The following is a 16,950-nucleotide window of genomic DNA, read 5'->3' as shown; positions in this document are numbered from 1 at the left end:
ATGAAGGACGCCGCGACGTGGAGGTTGTCGTGCTCGATGAGACCGTTGGGGACCTGACCGGAAAGCTCGCCGTGGTGACCGGCGGCAGTGACGGGCTGGGGCTCGCCCTGGCCAAGCGGCTGGCCCGCGCCGGAGCGGAGGTGGTGCTGCCGGTCCGCAACCCAACCAAGGGTGACGCCGCGCTGGACGCCGTCCGGGCCGCCGCGCCGGGCGCCACCGTGTCGACCCGGCAGCTCGACCTCGCCTCGCTGGACTCGGTGGCCGCACTGGCCGACACACTGCTCGGCGAGGGGCGACCGATCCACCTCCTGATCAACAACGCCGGTGTGATGACGCCACCCACCCGACACACCACCGCCGACGGCTTCGAGCTGCAGTTCGGCACCAACCACCTCGGCCACTTCGCGCTGACCGGACGGTTGCTGCCGCTGCTGCGGGCCGGACGAGCCCGGGTCACGTCCATGTCGAGCAGCGCCGCACGCTCCGGCAGGCTGGACTGGGACGACCTGCAGAGCACCCGACGGTACGGGGCGGTCCGCGCGTACAACGCCTCCAAGCTGGCCACGCTGCACTTCGGGCTGGAGTTCGACAGGCGCAGTCGGGCCGGCGGTTGGGGCGTCACCAGCAACGTGGCGCACCCCGGCACCACCATGACCAACCTGTACGCGTCCGGGCCCAACCTGGGCCGAAGCCGGCCCTCGCCACACCACGCCCTGATGAGCCGGCTGGCCCGCTGGGGCATCCTGGTCCAGTCGGTGGATGCCGGCCTGCGGCCCGCCCTCTACGCGGCCACCAGCGAGCGGGCGCAGGGCGGCCGGTTCTACGGGCCGGACGGTCTGGGGCAGTTCACCGGCGCGCCGACCGAGTTGACCGTCTACCGTGCGGCCCGCAGTACGGACGACGCGGCCCGGCTGTGGACCGTCTCCGAAGGGCTGGTCGGCGTCGAGTACTGAGCGGAGACGCGCCCGTTCAGGCCGGTACGAAGCGCACGGCGTCGGCGACCACGTAGCCGTCGGTGTCCTCCGTGCGGATCAGCACGCTCCCGTCGCTGCCCGCGGTGAACGGGTAGGTGCCCATCGACACCCACTGGCCGCCGGACTGCCGCTGGTCGACGGTCCGGGTGGTCACCCCACCGGAGTACGCGATGTCCACCGGCACGTTCGTCGCCCGGTTCGGGTCGGCGGTCCAGCGCAGGTGCACGGTCCACGAGCCGGCGGTGGGCAGCGTCGGGCGGAACCGCAGCCGGTTGACGCCCTTGGCGGTGTTGCCGTCGTGCTCGTAGTCCGCGCCGTAGTAGCCGCCGATGCTGGTGCTGCGCAGCCACGTCCCGGCCCGGGTGATCCCGCTGGTCGAGGCGTTGTCCACGATCACCTCGCCGGGCGTTCCCCAGTCGAGCACCGCGCCGTCCTGGCGCAGCCGGGCCTGCAGGGCGGGTACGGAGACGGACTGCACGGCGAGGTCGCCGGTGAGCGCCAGCGACGCCGCGGTGGCCGCCGCCTGCCCGAGGATCATGAACACGGGCTCCATCCGGATCGAGCCGTACGCGATGTGGCTGGCCGACAGGCAGACGGGCACGAGCAGGTTGGCGCACTGGTTCTGGTGCGGGACGATCGCGCGGTAGCTCACCGGGTACGGCTGCGGGACGCTGATCTGCACGTCCCCCTCGTTGCGGACCCGCCCGTCGACGACCACCCGCTGGCAGTTGTGCGAGTCCATCGTGTAGCTGGCCAGGCCCACCGAGTCGGTGACCCGTACCCGACCCCGGCAGTCGGCCTCGGTCATCACGTACGCGGAGACCATCCGGCGGGCCTCGCGGATGTAGAGCAGCGGTGGCCAGCCACCCGTCGCGGTGAACTCGTCGACGGGCAGCCCCCACCGGGCGGTCGAGTCGCGCACGGTCGCCGGCAGCCGGGGGTCGTTGGCCAGGAACCACATCAGTCCCTGCTGGTACGTGCGGTGCTCGGCGATGATGCTCTCGCGGACGGCCCAGCTCGCCGTCGGGTACGCGTAGTTGAAGCCGATGTCGTCGGTGGAGACCGCGCCGTTGTTGTTGGAGTCGGTCTTGCCGCCGCCGATGGATGCGGTGGTGAAGTACGGCCCGGTGTAGCCGGCCTGGATGTGGCGCAACAGCAGCTCGTACCGGATCGGGTCGTAGCCGGACGGCCTGGCGAACGGGATGCGGTTCGCCGCCTGGGTGAGGCACATCCGGAAGCAGTACGCCTGGATCCGGTCGTCACCGCTGCCCTGCGGGGCGAGCGGGGTGGTGGAGATGCCCGGCAGCAGGCCGCTGGCCGGCGAGCCGGCCGTCACGTACGGGTCGACGGGGTAGACGAACTGGTGGGTGTTGCGGGACTGCACCCCGTTGATCGTCTCGCCGTACGTGTCGTTGGACTCCCTCCCCACGGTGAAGCTCACCCCCGCCATGGCGAGCAGGTCACCCTCGTAGGTGGCGTCGACGAACACGCCACCTGCGTAGACCGAGCCGTCCTCGGTGCGCAGCTCGGTGATCCGGTTGCCGGCGCGGCCGAGGCTGGACAGTCGGGCTCCGACGACCACCGGGACGCCCGCCTCGGCCAGCATCTCGGCGAAGATCTCGGTGGCGACGTGCGGTTCGAAGGTCATCCGCAGCGGGGAGGTCGGCGTGAGCGTCCCGCCGTGGTACTTGACGTACACCCGGCGGTAGAACTCGGCGGCCAGCCCGCCGATGGACGCCTGGACGCCGGTGTCGGTGGCCCCGAGCCCGGCGGTGCTCAGCCCGCCGACGTGGCTGGTGGGTTCGACCACCACGGCGGTGCGGCCGAGTCGGCGCATGGTTATCGCGGCGGCCAACCCGCCGGCGGTGGCGCCGTAGACGACCAGGTCGGCGGTGGTGACGGCGGCTCTGGCGGGGCCGGCGCGGAACGGGTCGGCCAGGCCGGCCAGGACGAGGCCGGCGCCACCGGCGGTCAACAGCCGGCGACGGGACAGGGGCAGGGACACGGCGCACTCCAAGGGGTAACCGGAGGGGACGGTTACAGAAGCACGCCGCTGCCACTGCTAGCGAAATTCTTCAATCTCGGCGGGCGGGTGTCAACGGTCAGGGACGGTAGCGGTAGCCCATGCCCGGCTCGGTGATGAGGTGGCGGGGGCGGGCCGGATCGTCCTCCAACTTGCGCCGGAGCTGGGCCAGGTACTGCCGCAGGTAGTTGGTCTCGTTCTGGTACTCCGGCCCCCACACCTCCTGCAGGAGCTGGCGTTGGCTGACCAGCTTGCCGGGGTGGCGCAGCAGCTTCTCCAGCACGCTCCACTGCGTGGGGGTCAGCTTGACCTCGGTGTCGTCGTCGCGCCAGACGCGGTGGTCGGCCAGGTCGACGGTGTGCCGGCCGATCCGCAGCGCCGGCACGGCCTCGGTGGGGCCGCCGAGCCGCCGGGTCACCGCGCGGATGCGGGCCAGCAGCTCCTCCACCCCGAACGGCTTGGTGACGTAGTCGTCCGCGCCCGCGTCCAGCGCGGCGACCTTGTCCTCGCTGCCGGCCCGACCGGAGAGCACGATGATCGGCACGGCCGTCCAGCCGCGCAGGCCACGGATCACCTCGACGCCGTCGATGTCGGGCAGGCCGAGGTCCAGGACCACCAGGTCGGGCGGGTGGCTGGCGGCGGCCTTCAACGCGGCGGCCCCGGTCGCGGCGACGTCCACGTCGTACCGGCGGGCGCGCAGGTTGATCCGCAGGGCCCGCAGGATCTGCGGTTCGTCGTCGACGACCAGGATGCGCGTCATTCCTGCGGCTCCTCCGGGCTGGTCTGGGCGGCGGCGGGCAGCCGCAGCACCATGGTGAGACCCCCGCCGGGGGTGGTCTCGGGGGTGATGCTGCCACCCATCGCCTCGGCCAACCCCCGGGACAGGGCGAGCCCGAGGCCGACGCCGGTCTGGTTGTCCCGGTCACCGAGGCGCTGGAACGGCAGGAAGACGTGCTCCCACTTGTCCTCCGGGATGCCGGGCCCACGATCGATGATCCGCAGCTCGACCTCACCGGCGTGCGCGCTGGCGGTGATCGTGGGCGGCTGGTCGGGCGGGCTGTAGCGCAGCGCGTTGGCGATGACGTTGACCAGCACCCGTTCCAGCAGGCCGGGGTCGGCGGTGGCCGCCGGCAGGTCGGCCGGGATGTCCGTGACGACGGTCGCGGCCGCCGGGCCAAGTTCGTCCAGGGCCAGGGGTACGGCGTCCTCCAGACCGATGACAGTCGTTGAGATGCCCAGCGCGCCGGCCTGAAGGCGACTCATGTCGAGCAGGTTCGCGACCAGTCGGGCGAGGCGGTCGAGCGACTCCTCGGCGGTCTCCAGCAACTCCTCGCGGTCCGCCTCGTCGAACTCGATGTCGTGGCTGCGCAGGCTGGTCACCGCCGCCTTAGCCGACGCCAGGGGCGTACGCAGGTCGTGGCTGACCGCCGCGAGCAGCGCGGTGCGCATCCGGTCGGCTTCGGCGAGGGGCCGGGCGGTGGCGGCCTCCTCGGCGAGCCGTTCCTGGCGTAGCGCGACGGCGGCCTGGGCGGCGAACGCCTCGACGATCCGCCGGTCGGCGGCCTCCAACCGCCGGCCGCTGAGCACCACGGTGATGCGCTCGTCGACGGGTACCGCGGTCTCGCCGTCGTCCGGCGTGCAGGCCGGCTGCTCACCGACGCTGGCCACGACGCACCAGGCGTGTTCCTCGCGGGCCCGCTCGGGGCGACCGCTCGCCTCCTCGGCCAGCTCCAGCAGACTCACCGCGCGCAGCCCGAACGTCTCGCGGAGCTGGTCGAGCAGGGCGGCCAGCGGACGTTCGCCGCGCAGCACCCCACCGGCGACGGCGGCGAGGGTCTGCGCGTCGGCGGCGGCGCGCGCGGCCTCGCGGGTCCGCCGGGCGGCCACGTCGACGATCCAGCTCACCGCGAGGGCCACCCCGACGAAGACGGCGAGCGCGAGCAGGTTGTCGGCCTCGGCGATGGTGAGCGTCCGGTACGGCGGGGTGAAGAACCAGTTGAGCAGCAGCGACCCGCCGAGCGCGGCCACCAGCGCCGGCCACACCCCGCCGACCAGCGCGACCCCGACCACTCCGGCGAGGAACAGCAGGATGTCGTTGGTCAGCGTCAGGTCGGGCAGCGCCTTGAGCAGCAGGGTGAGCAGCGGCATGCCGAGCACCGCCAGGCCGAAGCCGAGCAGCCGGCGACGTCGGGACAGCGCCGCGGGCACGGCCGACGCCCGCCGGCCCTTGCCGGCCTGCTTGTGGGTGACCAGGTGTACGTCGATCGAGCCGGAGAGCGCGGTGGTGGTCACCCCGACGCCCCGGGCGAAGATCTGCGCGAGGCGACCCCGCCGACTCGCGCCGAGCACGAGCTGGGTGGCGTTCACGCCCTGGGCGAAGTCGAGCAGCGCGGCCGGCACGTCGGTGCCGAGCACCTGGTGGTATGTGCCGCCCAGGCTCTCCACGAGCACCCGTTGGCGGGCGAGTTGGGCCGGGTCGGCGCCGGCCAGACCGTCGCTGCGGGCCACGTGCACGGCGAGCAGGTCGGCGCCCTTGCTGCGGGCCGCGATCCGGGCGGCCCGGCGGATCAGCGTCTCACCCTCCGGGCCGCCGGTCAGCGCCACCACGACCCGTTCCCGGGCCTCCCAGGTGGCGGCGATGCCCTGCTGGCTGCGGTACCTGTCGAGCTGCTCGTCGACCTTGTCGGCCAGCCAGAGCAGCGCCAGTTCGCGCAGCGCGGTGAGGTTGCCGACCCGGAAGTAGTTGCCCAGCGCGGCGTCGATCTTGTCGGGGCGGTAGATGTTGCCGTGCGCCATCCGCCGGCGCAGCGCCTCGGGGGTCATGTCGACCAGCTCGACCTGCTCGGCGGCGCGGACGATCTCGTCCGGCACGGTCTCCCGCTGGGTGGTGCCGGTGATCTGCGCGACGACGTCGTTCACCGATTCCAGGTGCTGCACGTTGACCGTGGACAGCACGTCGATCCCCGCGTCCAGCAGTTCCTGGACGTCCTGCCAGCGTTTGTCGTGCCGCGAGCCGGGCACGTTGCTGTGGGCCAGCTCGTCGACGACCGCGATCTCCGGCCGGCGGGCCAGCACCGCGTCCACGTCCATCTCGGTGAACTCGGCGCCCCGGTAGGTCATCGTGCGGCGGGGCACCTGCTCCAGGTCGCCGATCATCGCGGCGGTGTGCTGCCGGCCGTGCGTCTCCACGAAGCCGATCACCACGTCGGTGCCGCGCGCGGCCCGCCGCTGGGCCTCCTCCAACATCGCGTACGTCTTGCCGACGCCGGGAGCGGCCCCGAGATAGATGCGTAGTTCTCCGCGTGGCACGGGAACCATCCTCTCAATGTCGAAGGAAGGGCCCCTTACTAACGCTATGCGTTAGTAAGGGGCCCTTCCTTTCACGCTCAGCGCGCCGGGAACTGCTTGTCGAGGGCGATGTTGAGTTCCAGCACGTTCACGCCGGGCGCACCCATGAAGCCGAGCCCCCGCCCGTCGGTGTGCTCCTCGACGAGCTTGCGGACCACCGCCGGGTCCGCGCCGCGCTCCCGCGCGACCCGGTTCACCTGCAACTCGGCGTACGCCGGGCTGATCTGCGGGTCGAGACCGCTGGCGCTGGCGGTGACCGCGTCGGCGGGCACCGCCGGGTCGGCCGGCGCGTCGCCCCGGATCGGGGTGACCACTCCGCCCGCGGCCACGTAGTCCTCGCCGGGCTTGGCCAGCTCCACGGTGACCCCCTGGTACGAGGGAACGAACGGCGTCGCCGGGGCGACCTGGTTGACGCTGACCACCCGGGTGACCGGGCCGGTCAGGCCGTCGGCGCGGAACACCGCGAGTACGGCGCCCACCCCGTCGTCGGTGCAGAACGGACGCCGACCGTCGACGCCGTTCAGCTCGCCGACCGCCTTGCTGCGCCCGCAGACCTGGGTGAGCAGGCTCTCGCTGGACTCCTCCGGGTCGGTGGCGATGGTGTCGACGACGCTCTCCGGGCCGAGGTTGCTGGCCGAGGTGGACGTCGGGTCGTAGCCGTCGCCGGCGGCCGACGGGCGGGACTGGAAGTAGCGGGCGACGGGGTTGCCGTCCGCGTCGGTGAAGGACTGGCCGATCAGCGAACTGCCAATGGTGGTGCCGCCCGAGGTGATCAGCGAACCGTCGGCCTTGTGGTTGAGGCCGGGCAGTTGGCCGAGCGCGACCAGGGCCAGCGGGTAGACCAGGCCGAGCAGCACCGTGAAGACGAGCAGGGCGCGCAGGGCGGCGAGGTGTTGGGCGATCCAGGTGGGTAGACGCATCACGAAATCCCCGGGATGAACTGGATGAGCAGGTCGATGATCTTGATCCCGATGAACGGCACGATGATGCCGCCCAGCCCGTAGACCAGCAGGTTGCGGCTGAGCAGCTTCGACGCGGCGGCCGGCCGGTACCGCACGCCGCGCAGGGCGAGCGGGATCAGCGCGATGATCACCAGGGCGTTGAAGATGACGGCGGACAGGATCGCCGACTCCGGGCTGGCCAGCCGCATGATGTTCAGCGCGTCCAGGCTCGGGTAGAGGCCGGCGAACATGGCCGGGATGATCGCGAAGTACTTCGCGATGTCGTTGGAGATGCTGAACGTGGTCAGCGCTCCCCGGGTGATCAGCAACTGCTTGCCGATCTCCACGATCTCGATCAGCTTGGTCGGGTCGGAGTCGAGGTCGACCATGTTGCCGGCCTCCTTGGCGGCCGACGTACCGGTGTTCATCGCCACCCCGACGTCGGCCTGGGCGAGCGCCGGCGCGTCGTTGGTGCCGTCACCGGTCATCGCGACCAGCCGACCACCCTCCTGCTCCCGCTTGATCAGCGCGAGCTTGTCCTCCGGCGTCGCCTCGGCCAGGAAGTCGTCCACTCCGGCCTCATCGGCGATGGCCTTCGCGGTACGGGGGTTGTCACCGGTGATCATCACGGTCCGGATGCCCATCCGGCGCATCTCGTCGAACCGCTCGCGCATGCCGGACTTGACCACGTCCTTGAGGTGGATGACGCCGAGCGCACGGGCCGGCTCACCGTCGACGTGCTCGGCGACCACGAGCGGGGTGCCGCCGGTGCCGCTGATCGCGTCCGCGATCTCGCCGACCTGCTCGGTCGGGTGACCGCCGTTCTCCCGTACCCACTTCATGACCGCTGCGGCGGCGCCCTTGCGGACCCGGCGGGCCGTGCCCGACGCGCCACCGTCGACGCTGGCGTCCGGGGTCAGGTCGACGCCGCTCATCCGGGTCTGCGCGGTGAACGGTACGAAGGTGGCGTGCGGCATGACGCCAGGCTCGCGTTCGCGGAGCCCGAACTCGTTCTTCGCCAGGACGACCACCGAGCGCCCCTCCGGGGTCTCGTCGGCCAGGCTGGAGAGCTGGGCGGCGTCGGCCACGGTCGCGGCGTCGACGCCCTCGACCGGGACGAACTCGGCGGCCTGCCGGTTGCCCAGCGTGATGGTGCCGGTCTTGTCCAGCAGCAGCGTGTTGACGTCGCCGGCCGCCTCGACGGCCCGACCGCTCATGGCCAGCACGTTGCGCTGGACGAGGCGGTCCATGCCGGCGATGCCGATGGCCGACAGCAGCGCGCCGATGGTGGTGGGGATCAGGCAGACCAGCAGCGAGACCAGCACGACGCCGGTCACACCGGAGCCGTTGATCGCCCCGCTGTCCGGTGCGGCGGCCTGGTACGCCTTGGAGAAGATCGCCAGCGGCTGGAGGGTGACCACGGCCAGCAGGAAGATGACCGTGAGCGCGGCGAGCAGGATGTTCAGCGCGATCTCGTTCGGCGTCTTCTGCCGGTTCGCGCCCTCGACCAGGGCGATCATCCGGTCGATGAAGCTCTCCCCCGGCTTCTGGGTGATCTTCACGATGATCCGGTCGGAGAGCACCTTGGTGCCGCCGGTGACCGCGCTGCGGTCGCCGCCGGACTCGCGGATGACCGGGGCCGACTCACCGGTGATCGCCGACTCGTCGACGCTGGCGATGCCCTCGACGATGTCGCCGTCGCCCGGGATGATCCCGCCGGCCTCGACCAGGACGACGTCGCCCTGGCGCAGCTCCGGCGCGGGCACCGCCTCGTCGCGGTAGGTGTTGGCCCGCGCGCCGGGCTTCCAGTCGACCAGCCGGGTGGCGATGGTGTCCTGCTTGGCCTGCCGCAGGGCGGCTGCCTGGGCCTTGCCCCGACCCTCGGCGACCGCCTCGGCCAGGTTGGCGAAGATCACGGTCAGCCACAGCCAGGCGGTGATCGCCCAGGCGAACACCGACGGGTCGGTCACCGCCAGGACGGTGGTGAAGGCCGCGCCGACCTCGACGATCAGCATCACCGGGTTGCGCCACAGGGTGGCCGGGTTGAGCTTGCGTACGGCGTCCGGCAGGGACCGGACGAGCTGCTTGGGGTCGAGCAGGCCTCCACCGATCCGGTTGCCCTGCGTCGCCGGGCTGCCGGGAAGCTGCTCTGTCGGGGCGGACGTGACGGACATGTCCTCGTTCCTCATGATGGTCAGAGCCCTTCTGCCAGCGGGCCGAGCGCGAGCGCGGGCAGGAAGGTCAGCGCGACGAGGACCACCGTGACGCCGACGACCATCCCGATGAACAGCGGTCGGTGGGTCGGCAGGGTGCCCTCGGACGCGGGGGTGGGTGCCTGGCGGGCCAGCGAGCCGGCCAACGCGAGCACGAAGATGATCGGCAGGAACCGGCCGAGCAGCATGCACAACCCGAGTGCGGTGTTCCACCAGGCCGTGTTGACCGTGATGCCCGCGAAGGCGGAGCCGTTGTTGTTGCTGGCCGAGGTGAACGCGTACAGCACCTCGGAGAGGCCGTGCGGCCCGACGTTGAGCGCCGTGGAGTTGTTGCCGGTGGCGAACGCCGCAGCCGTGCCGACGAGCACCAGGATCGGCGTGATCAGAAAGTAGAGCGAGGCGAACTTGATCTCCCGCGACCCGATCTTCTTGCCCAGGTACTCGGGGGTGCGACCGACCATCAGCCCCGCCACGAAGACCGTGATCACCGCGAGGATCAGCAGGCCGTACAGGCCGGAACCGGTGCCGCCGGGCGCGACCTCGCCGAGCATCATGTTGCCCAGCAGCATCCCGCCACCGAGCGAGGTGAACGAGTCGTGGAACGAGTTCACCGCACCGGTCGAGGTGAGCGTGGTGGCGGCGGCGAAGGTGGCCGAGTTGGAGACGTCGAACCGCACCTCCTTGCCCTCCATCGCCGCGCCGACCGCCTGCGGGACCGTGCCGTGGCCGGCCAGCTCGAAGATGTTGGTGATGGCGACGCTGAGGAAGGCGAGGATGCCCATCACCGCGGCGATGGCGTAGCCCTGCCGGTTCTGCCCGACCATCCGGCCGAAGACCCGGGGCAGGCTGAACGGGATCAGCAGGATCAGGAAGATCTCCAGCCAGTTCGTCCAGGTGGTGGGGTTCTCGAACGGGTGGGCGCTGTTGACGTTGTAGAAGCCGCCGCCGTTGGTGCCCAGCTCCTTGATCACTTCCTGGCCGGCGACCGGGCCACCGGTGATCGTCTGGCTGCCGCCGGTCAGCGTGCTCACATCGGTGCCGGCGGACAGGTTCTGCACCACTCCGCCGATCATCAGCACGACTGCGCCGAGGACCGCGATCGGCACCAGGATCCGCAGCACGATCCGGGTCAGGTCGACCCAGAAGTTGCCGAGCTGCCCGGTGCGGCTGCGGGCGAAGCCGCGGACCAACGCGACCGCCACCGCGATGCCGACCGCCGCCGAGACGAAGTTCTGCACGGCCAGACCGGCCATCTGCACGAGGTGGCCCATGGTCGACTCACCCGAGTACCACTGCCAGTTCGTGTTGGTCACGAACGAGACGGCAGTGTTCCACGCGCCGTGGGTCATCACCGGGTCGAAGCCCAGCGACAGCCACAGGTGGTTCTGCACCCGCTGAAACAGGTACAGGAACAGGATCGAGACGGCCGAGAACGCGAGCACGCTGCGGGCGTACACGCCCCAGGTCTGCTCGGCGGCCGGGTCGACGCCGACCAGGCGGTAGATCCCCCGCTCGACGCGCGACTGCTTCGTCCCGGAGACGACCCGGAACATGTAGTCGCCGAACGGCTTGTAGACGGCGACGAGCGCCGCCACCAGCGTCAGCACGAAGATGACGCCCGCTGTTGTCATGGTCATCAGAAGCGCTCCGGGAACAGCAGGGCGAACACCAGGAACGCGCCCAGGACTATCGCGAGCACCAGACCGACCGCGTTTGCCGCGTTCACAGCTTCTCCACCGCCCGGACCACCAGGGCGAGCACTGCGAACAGCGCCACCGTGAGGACCACGAACACCACGTCAGACACGCTGACTCCTCTTACCGGAAAGGTTCGTCGCGACCGCCTTCCGGTCGCGCCGGGCAAGCAAAGCCCACGTGCGCCTCAGACGGCACGGGCCATAACGCGACCATGACGGCGGCGAACCTTTTCTTGACGCGGTTTTCACGCACGCACCTGATCAGGTGAAATGCGGCACAAACCCGACGGTCCGAGACCGAGGAGAGGAGCCGGGCCGGTCAGGCCGGGCGGCGGGCCACCAGCACGTCGCGCATGATCGACTGGTCCACCCGGTGCCGCAACGCGCGGTAGGGCTCGTCATCGACCACGGTCAGGCCGGCGTCGGCCAGCGCCGCCGCCGCGTCGTCCCGGCTCGCGACGTGGGTGTTCCACGAGATGCCGAGCGCGCCGCCGGGCCGTAGCAACCGCGCCCAGACCGGCGCGGCGTCCGCGAGCAGCGCCAGCGGGTCGCGCGACAGACCCTGATCGGCGGTACGACTGCCGTGCTGTACGCCGTACGGGGCGTCGGCTACCACCACGTCGACGGTCTCCGGCCGGAAGAACTCGCCCGCCCGGGTGGTGTCGGCGTTGACCACGTCCAGCAACTGCGTGCGGCCCGCCTTGTGCTCCTCGCGGGTCGGGGCCAGCTCGATGCGTACCCGCCGGCCGACCACCTTGCGCTCGCGCCGCACCGGCCCCGATTCCAGCACCCGGTGCTTCACGCGCTTCTGCTTCAGCCAGGTGGTGACGAAGGCCCGGTACGCCTCGACGTCCTTCTGGTCGCGCTCGATCCCCGCCGCGTCGAAGCCGTACATCAGCGCCTGGTTGAGGGTGGTGCCCCGACCGCAGAGCGGGTCGAGCACCCGGAACCGACGGTCGGTCAGCTCGCCGGCCCAGTCCGACGCGAGCAGGGTGACGTTGAGCAGCAGCTTGGTGAACTGCTCGTTGGTCTTGCCCACGTACTTCTGGATGGTGAGCAGGTCGTCGTCGTACCGGTCCAGCCGGCTCCACTCGACCGGGCGCAGCAGGTCACCGACGATCTCGAACAGCGCGTACCCGGCGGAGAGGTTGCCCAGGACGGCCAGATCCCGCTCGGTCAGCCCGTCACCCGCGAACGTGACGTACGTCGCGCCGCCGACGACCTCGGTGTCCAGCTCGCCGATCCGGCCGTCGAGCGCCGAGCGGCCGAAGATCTCCAGCTCGGCCCGGGTGAGGTCGATGGCGGATCGGGCGTACACCCGGTTGGTGGCGGGCAGGATCAGCAGGCCGTAGCGCGTCATGATCGGGCGAGTATTCCACAACGGGTGACGACCGCCGGGAACCGGAGCGACGCGCGGACCGACTACCCACACATGGGGTGTGAGCAGTGGCGGGAGATCCTGTCCGCGCAGTTGGACGGGGAGGAGACCGCCGACGAACGGGCGGCGGCGCAGGGGCACCTGGACGAGTGCGCCACGTGCCGGGCCTGGTTCGCGACGGCGGCGGCGGTGACGCGCCGCGTTCGTACCCGATTGGTCACTGATGTCCCCGACCGGACCGACGCGATCATGGCCGCCATCGGCGGCGCTGCCGGGGCCGGGGCGGACGACGCGCCGGCGGCCCGCCGGTCGCGGTGGCGGCTCCACCTGCCCGGACGCGGCACCCTGGTCGTCGGGCTGCGCGCGGCGCTCGGGCTGCTCGGCGCGGTCCAACTGGTGCTCGGCCTCGCCCAGGTGGGCCGGGGAGCGGCCGCGGAGCACCTGCACGCCTCCGGCCAGCACCTGTGGCACGAGTCGGCCGCCTGGAACGTGGCGGTCGGGGCCGGCTTCCTCTTCGTGGCGGTACGCCGCAGCCCACCGGCGGGTCTGCTGCCGATGCTCAGCGCGTTCGTCGGCACCCTGTTGCTGCTCTCGGTCAACGACCTGGCCACCGGGTCGGTGAGCGGGGAGCGGCTGGTCAGCCACGGCTTCCTGGTGGTCGGCTACCTGATCACCGTGCTGCTGTCCCGTCCCGGGCTGCGTCCCGGCGGGCCCGCGCCGCAGCGGCAGCCCACGCCGTCGCGCTGGCGCTTCGGCACCGAGGAGGGCGAACGGCCGCTGCGGGTGGTCAACGCGGGGGCGTACCCCGGGCAGGCCGCCGACCGGCACGCTGCCCCGGCGGCGCGGACCGGTCGGGCCACGCGCGCCGACCGGACGGGCGACCGCCAGGCGGCCTGAGCCGGGCAGGGTCGCCGCCCGGGAGGCGGAGCGTCGCCCGAGAGGCCTGCCGTCCGTCGGGCGTTGCCCGCGGGGCCTGCTCCGCTGTCGGGCGTCGTCCCCAAGGACCTGCCCGCTGTGGGGCGGGTGACTAGGCGCGGGGGTCGACCGGGCCCAGCGGCTCGTCGGCGGCGATGACCTGCGGGATGACCTGTTCGACGATGGCCAGCAGCGTGGTGGTGAGCAGCAGGTGGACCTGGGCGCGGGTCAACGCGCCGCGCTGGAGCCACTCCCGGGCGGTGGACGTCGCCAGCCCGCAGTACGCCCGGACCATTCCCCGCAACTCCTCGTGGTCCTCGGCCTCGTCGGCCAGCCCGACGGCGACCAGCATCCGGTCCGCGGCGACCTCCTCGGCCTCGGCGAGCACCCGCTCCACGTCGGCGTCGCCGCCCATCCCCCGGGCGGTGACCGCCGCGAGCCACGACGTGCTGTGCCGGGACACCACGTCGAGGAACCACGAGACGCTGGCGTCAACCCGGTTCCGCAGATCACCCTTGGGCAGTCGTTCGAGGGCGACCTCCGGAATGGTCACCATGACCCGGACCACCTCCAGGTAGAGGTCCTTCTTGGTGCCGAAGTAGTGGTTGACCAGCCCTCGGGCGACGCCCGCCTCCCGGGCCACGTCGGTGGTCGACACGTCGGCGTACGGCTGCTCGCCGAACAGGCGGACCGCGCAGGCCAGGATCTGGCCGCGCCGGGCGTCCGGCTCCAGCCGGCGGCGGCGGGGAGCGGTCTCGACACTCATCTGCCCGACCCTAGCGGCAGCGCCCGGCCGGCCACGCCCTCGCCATGATCACGCTAGGTAACGAGTTCGTGCGGCTCTCCAGTGGCAATAAACCAAAAGTCCAGAGTGCCGTTTTAGCCTCTGTAGTGCCCCATCCTGGCGATGTATCCGCAGGGCTCGCCAGGGCACCACGGCCCCGGGCCGTCGGCCGACATGCCGGCTGACGCCTGGCGCACCAAGCAAGGGAGCACAACTGTGGTTTCTCGACGTCGAGTCCTCTCCGGCGCGGCCGGCGCGGCGGTGGGTCTGTCGGCCGCCGGCACGTTCGCCGGCTCCGCGACGGCAGCACCGGCCACCTCCGCCGAAGTGACATCTCCGCTGGCCGCTCGGCGCGGTCGCCTGATGAGCAGGACGGTGGTGACCTCGCCGGCCATCCCGCTGACCCACCTGTCCATCCGGCACGGCGGCCCCTCGGCGGCGGTACGCCTGCGCACCGGCAAGGGGTGGAGCGACTGGCTGGAGCTGAACGCGTGCCAGAACGGCCGGGACGGCGGCCGGCCAGCGGCCCGCTCGAACGTCGTGGTCGCCAACGGCGCGACCGCGTACGAGGTGCAGACCGCCGACGGCTCCGACGCCACCGTCGCCGAGCTGAACACGGTCGACGGGCCCCGGCGGACGGTCGCCAACCCGCGAACGAACAACCTTCCGGTTCCGCGAGGTGGCCGGAAGCCGACGTACCTGCCCCGATCCCGGTGGGGTGCGGACGAGTCGCTGCGCCTCGCCGACGACGGCAGCGAACTGTGGCCGGCCGAGTTCTTTCCGGTGCAGACGCTGACCGTCCACCACAGCGGCGTGTACGAGCACAACGAGGACCCGGACCCGGCCGCGACGGTCCGTGCCATCTACTACGACCAGTGCGTCCTCCAGGAGTTCGGCGACATCGGCTATCACCTGCTGATCGACGAGGCGGGGCGGATCTACGAGGGCCGCTACTCCGATCCGGGACCCCTCCCGGTGTACGGGCCGGGCCTCGGCAGCGACCGCCGGCCGCTCATGGTCAACGCGGCGCACGTCGGCGGCTACAACGCCGGCAACATCGGCGTCTGCCTGCTGGGCCGGTTCACGTCCCGCCAGCCCAGCGCCGCCGCGCACCGGTCATTGGTGTTCGTCCTGGCGGGCCTCGCCGCCGCGGGTCGACTCGCCCCCGCCGGCCGGACCGACTACGTCAACCCGGTCAGCGGAGCGAGTGGCACGGTCGACGTCATCTCCGGGCACCGGGACTGGGCAACCATCGGGGCCGACCCGACCGAGTGCCCCGGCGACGCCTTCCACCCGTACCTCGGCACCCTGCGCCAGGAGGTGGCGGTGCTGCTGAGCCAGTTCCCGACCCCGCCCAAGCACCCGCGCTAGGAGACCCGCGCCCCACCGTCTCCGTCTCGATTCCGTCTCCCCCGACGCCCGGCGGAGGCGGTGGGGCGTGCGCACCTTCGGGCAGTGATCACTTGATGCTCACCAGTTCGGCGGGCGTTCCTGGCAACTGGTGAGCATCAAGTGATCACCGGAGCCGGTGACGGCGGACCAGGTGTCGGCCGAGGTGCCGCAGGTTTGACGGCTCGGAGTAGAGCGCCGCGTTGATCGCACCGACCGCCACTCCCGGCGCGCGCTGCACCCGGTCGACGTCCCGCACCACCCGGCCGATCAACGTCAGCCGACACCGCAGGTCGAACAGCTCCCGCCGTGCGCAGTGCAACGCAGTCTCCAGTCCCCCGACCCGCTCCCGCAACCACGCCAACTCCGTCGCCTGATCCATCGCGCCCACCTCTCGCCGCACCGCGCCCACCCGGCCCGATCCGCAGCAGGCCGCCTCCGACGACCACTCGGAGCCCTCACTGGAACCCCCTGTCAAGATGGGGAGCCCCATTCGGGGACCACCGATTGGGGATACGCGAACGTGCCTAGTGTCCAGGTGTGGGCGACAAGGGGCCGGGCGAGCTGATGGGGCCGTATGAGATCGGTCAACGGCTGAACGTGTCCCGAAGCCGATTCCAGCAGCTCGCGATGCGGCCGAGCTTCCCGAAGCCCTACCAGGAGCTGCGGGGCATGAAGGTCTGGCTGCGTGCTGACGTGGAGGCGTGGATCGCCGAGCACCGCCCGCCACGCCCCACCGACGGCGACGAGGCCGAGTAGCACCCATCTGGCGGCTGATCCACACGAGATCGCCGACCTGGGCGTATCCGATCGCCTGAATACCGCCACATCGCCAATCTGGAGTGGATCACCCCGTGCGGGGGGCATGAGGGTCGCATGCGGGCTTAGCAGCCCTCCCTCACCGACCGCGTGAACGTCACGTCTCCGAACTCGAACACCGCTTGAGCGACCGCCTTTGCCTCTGTCGAATGGCACGTGTCCGTCAAGACCTGCCAGTCGCCCGTGCAGTAGAAGAGGTAGAAGTCCGCGTCGGCCTCGTCGTAGCGAGCGATCGCCAGATGGGCGACAACCTCCGCGAAGTTGCTGACGGAGTGCCGTGTCGCCCCGGTCGCCAACTGCCCCGGCGCGAGGCTGGCGACCAGCGTGACCTGGGCTCCGTCGAGCCGGGCCGGCGGCATTGCTCTCATGGCACGATCCTCACCCGGGCAGGCCGCTTGATCGACTCGATTTCCTGCAAGGCGCGGTGTCCTGCTCGGGCGGATGGCCCGACTTCATGGAAGCGGAGTCGA

At 71.4% G+C, this 16,950-nt stretch carries 15 protein-coding genes; 4 read left to right on the top strand and 11 right to left on the bottom strand.

The window, feature by feature from the left end; genetic code table 11:
* The first annotated feature begins 29 nt into the window (after window positions 1-29).
* Complete coding sequence (locus tag AB0I89_RS11865) at window positions 30-953, top strand: SDR family oxidoreductase (protein ID WP_357124124.1); 924 nt, start codon at window positions 30-32, stop codon at window positions 951-953.
* Window positions 954-969: 16 nt separating this feature from the next.
* Here AB0I89_RS11865 and AB0I89_RS11860 read toward each other — a convergent pair whose 3' ends face one another.
* From AB0I89_RS11860 to AB0I89_RS11825, 8 genes are all read right to left on the bottom strand, one after another.
* Window positions 970-2,979: an FAD-dependent oxidoreductase gene (locus tag AB0I89_RS11860; protein WP_357124121.1), complete on the bottom strand. Its 2,010-nt coding sequence runs from the start codon at window positions 2,977-2,979 to the stop codon at window positions 970-972.
* 97 nt (window positions 2,980-3,076) lie between these two features.
* Window positions 3,077-3,757 (bottom strand): response regulator, encoded by a 681-nt coding sequence (locus AB0I89_RS11855; protein WP_234586659.1) that lies wholly within the window; start codon window positions 3,755-3,757, stop codon window positions 3,077-3,079.
* The gene (locus tag AB0I89_RS11850) at window positions 3,754-6,306 is read right to left on the bottom strand and encodes a DUF4118 domain-containing protein (RefSeq protein ID WP_357124118.1); all 2,553 of its coding nucleotides are present in this window, start codon (window positions 6,304-6,306) and stop codon (window positions 3,754-3,756) included. Before AB0I89_RS11850 ends, AB0I89_RS11855 begins: the two co-directional genes overlap by 4 nt.
* Window positions 6,307-6,383: 77 nt before the next feature.
* Window positions 6,384-7,265: a potassium-transporting ATPase subunit C gene (locus tag AB0I89_RS11845; protein ID WP_357124115.1), complete on the bottom strand. Its 882-nt coding sequence runs from the start codon at window positions 7,263-7,265 to the stop codon at window positions 6,384-6,386.
* Complete coding sequence (kdpB, locus tag AB0I89_RS11840; protein ID WP_357124112.1) at window positions 7,265-9,460, bottom strand: potassium-transporting ATPase subunit KdpB; 2,196 nt, start codon at window positions 9,458-9,460, stop codon at window positions 7,265-7,267. The genes AB0I89_RS11845 and kdpB overlap by 1 nt, the downstream gene beginning before the upstream one ends.
* A gap of 20 nt (window positions 9,461-9,480) precedes the next feature.
* Window positions 9,481-11,136, bottom strand: coding sequence for a potassium-transporting ATPase subunit KdpA (kdpA, locus tag AB0I89_RS11835; protein ID WP_357124110.1), 1,656 nt, complete (start codon window positions 11,134-11,136; stop codon window positions 9,481-9,483).
* Entirely contained in the window at window positions 11,136-11,225 is a 90-nt protein-coding gene (gene kdpF / locus AB0I89_RS11830; RefSeq protein WP_355049123.1) for a K(+)-transporting ATPase subunit F, read from the bottom strand. The genes kdpA and kdpF overlap by 1 nt, the downstream gene beginning before the upstream one ends.
* 289 nt (window positions 11,226-11,514) lie before the next feature.
* Complete coding sequence (locus AB0I89_RS11825; protein WP_357124106.1) at window positions 11,515-12,555, bottom strand: SAM-dependent methyltransferase; 1,041 nt, start codon at window positions 12,553-12,555, stop codon at window positions 11,515-11,517.
* Window positions 12,556-12,627: 72 nt separating this feature from the next.
* Here AB0I89_RS11825 and AB0I89_RS11820 point away from each other — a divergent pair, with 72 nt between their 5' ends.
* Window positions 12,628-13,470, top strand: a complete 843-nt coding sequence (locus AB0I89_RS11820; protein WP_357124672.1) for a zf-HC2 domain-containing protein — start codon at window positions 12,628-12,630, stop codon at window positions 13,468-13,470.
* Between the two features lie 130 nt (window positions 13,471-13,600).
* On the opposite strand, the gene AB0I89_RS11815 is transcribed toward AB0I89_RS11820, so the two are convergent.
* Entirely contained in the window at window positions 13,601-14,254 is a 654-nt protein-coding gene (locus tag AB0I89_RS11815; RefSeq protein WP_357124104.1) for a TetR/AcrR family transcriptional regulator, read from the bottom strand.
* Between the two features lie 234 nt (window positions 14,255-14,488).
* Here AB0I89_RS11815 and AB0I89_RS11810 point away from each other — a divergent pair, with 234 nt between their 5' ends.
* A complete protein-coding gene (locus AB0I89_RS11810; RefSeq protein ID WP_357124101.1) occupies window positions 14,489-15,643 on the top strand; it encodes a peptidoglycan recognition family protein in 1,155 nt (384 codons plus the stop codon).
* A 145-nt stretch (window positions 15,644-15,788) separates the two neighbouring features.
* Here AB0I89_RS11810 and AB0I89_RS11805 read toward each other — a convergent pair whose 3' ends face one another.
* The gene (locus tag AB0I89_RS11805; RefSeq protein ID WP_357124098.1) at window positions 15,789-16,043 is read right to left on the bottom strand and encodes a hypothetical protein; all 255 of its coding nucleotides are present in this window, start codon (window positions 16,041-16,043) and stop codon (window positions 15,789-15,791) included.
* A 158-nt stretch (window positions 16,044-16,201) separates the two neighbouring features.
* Between AB0I89_RS11805 and AB0I89_RS11800 the strand changes: the two genes are divergently transcribed.
* Window positions 16,202-16,420 (top strand): hypothetical protein, encoded by a 219-nt coding sequence (locus AB0I89_RS11800; protein ID WP_357124095.1) that lies wholly within the window; start codon window positions 16,202-16,204, stop codon window positions 16,418-16,420.
* Window positions 16,421-16,545: 125 nt separating this feature from the next.
* Here the strand turns inward: AB0I89_RS11800 and AB0I89_RS11795 are convergent, their stop codons facing one another.
* Window positions 16,546-16,848 (bottom strand): hypothetical protein, encoded by a 303-nt coding sequence (locus AB0I89_RS11795; RefSeq protein WP_357124092.1) that lies wholly within the window; start codon window positions 16,846-16,848, stop codon window positions 16,546-16,548.
* Between the last annotated feature and the right edge of the window lie 102 nt (window positions 16,849-16,950).

It is taken from the genome of Micromonospora sp. NPDC049801 (assembly GCF_040656575.1).
GTDB lineage: Bacteria > Actinomycetota > Actinomycetes > Mycobacteriales > Micromonosporaceae > Micromonospora.
Note: the sequence above shows the minus strand (reverse complement) of the source record. Positions and strands in the feature narration are given on the sequence as shown.

Bases quoted from the DNA above. Each gene is read 5' to 3' on its own strand.
- AB0I89_RS11855 (WP_234586659.1), bottom strand. From the start codon at position 3,757: ATGACGCGCATCCTGGTCGTCGACGACGAACCGCAGATCCTGCGGGCC.
- AB0I89_RS11845 (WP_357124115.1), bottom strand. From the start codon at position 7,265: ATGCGTCTACCCACCTGGATCGCCCAACACCTCGCCGCCCTGCGCGCC.
- kdpB (WP_357124112.1), bottom strand. From the start codon at position 9,460: ATGTCCGTCACGTCCGCCCCGACAGAGCAGCTTCCCGGCAGCCCGGCG.
- kdpA (WP_357124110.1), bottom strand. From the start codon at position 11,136: ATGACCATGACAACAGCGGGCGTCATCTTCGTGCTGACGCTGGTGGCG.
- AB0I89_RS11825 (WP_357124106.1), bottom strand. From the start codon at position 12,555: ATGACGCGCTACGGCCTGCTGATCCTGCCCGCCACCAACCGGGTGTAC.
- AB0I89_RS11820 (WP_357124672.1), top strand. From the start codon at position 12,628: ATGGGGTGTGAGCAGTGGCGGGAGATCCTGTCCGCGCAGTTGGACGGG.
- AB0I89_RS11815 (WP_357124104.1), bottom strand. From the start codon at position 14,254: ATGAGTGTCGAGACCGCTCCCCGCCGCCGCCGGCTGGAGCCGGACGCC.
- AB0I89_RS11805 (WP_357124098.1), bottom strand. From the start codon at position 16,043: ATGGATCAGGCGACGGAGTTGGCGTGGTTGCGGGAGCGGGTCGGGGGA.
- AB0I89_RS11795 (WP_357124092.1), bottom strand. From the start codon at position 16,848: ATGAGAGCAATGCCGCCGGCCCGGCTCGACGGAGCCCAGGTCACGCTG.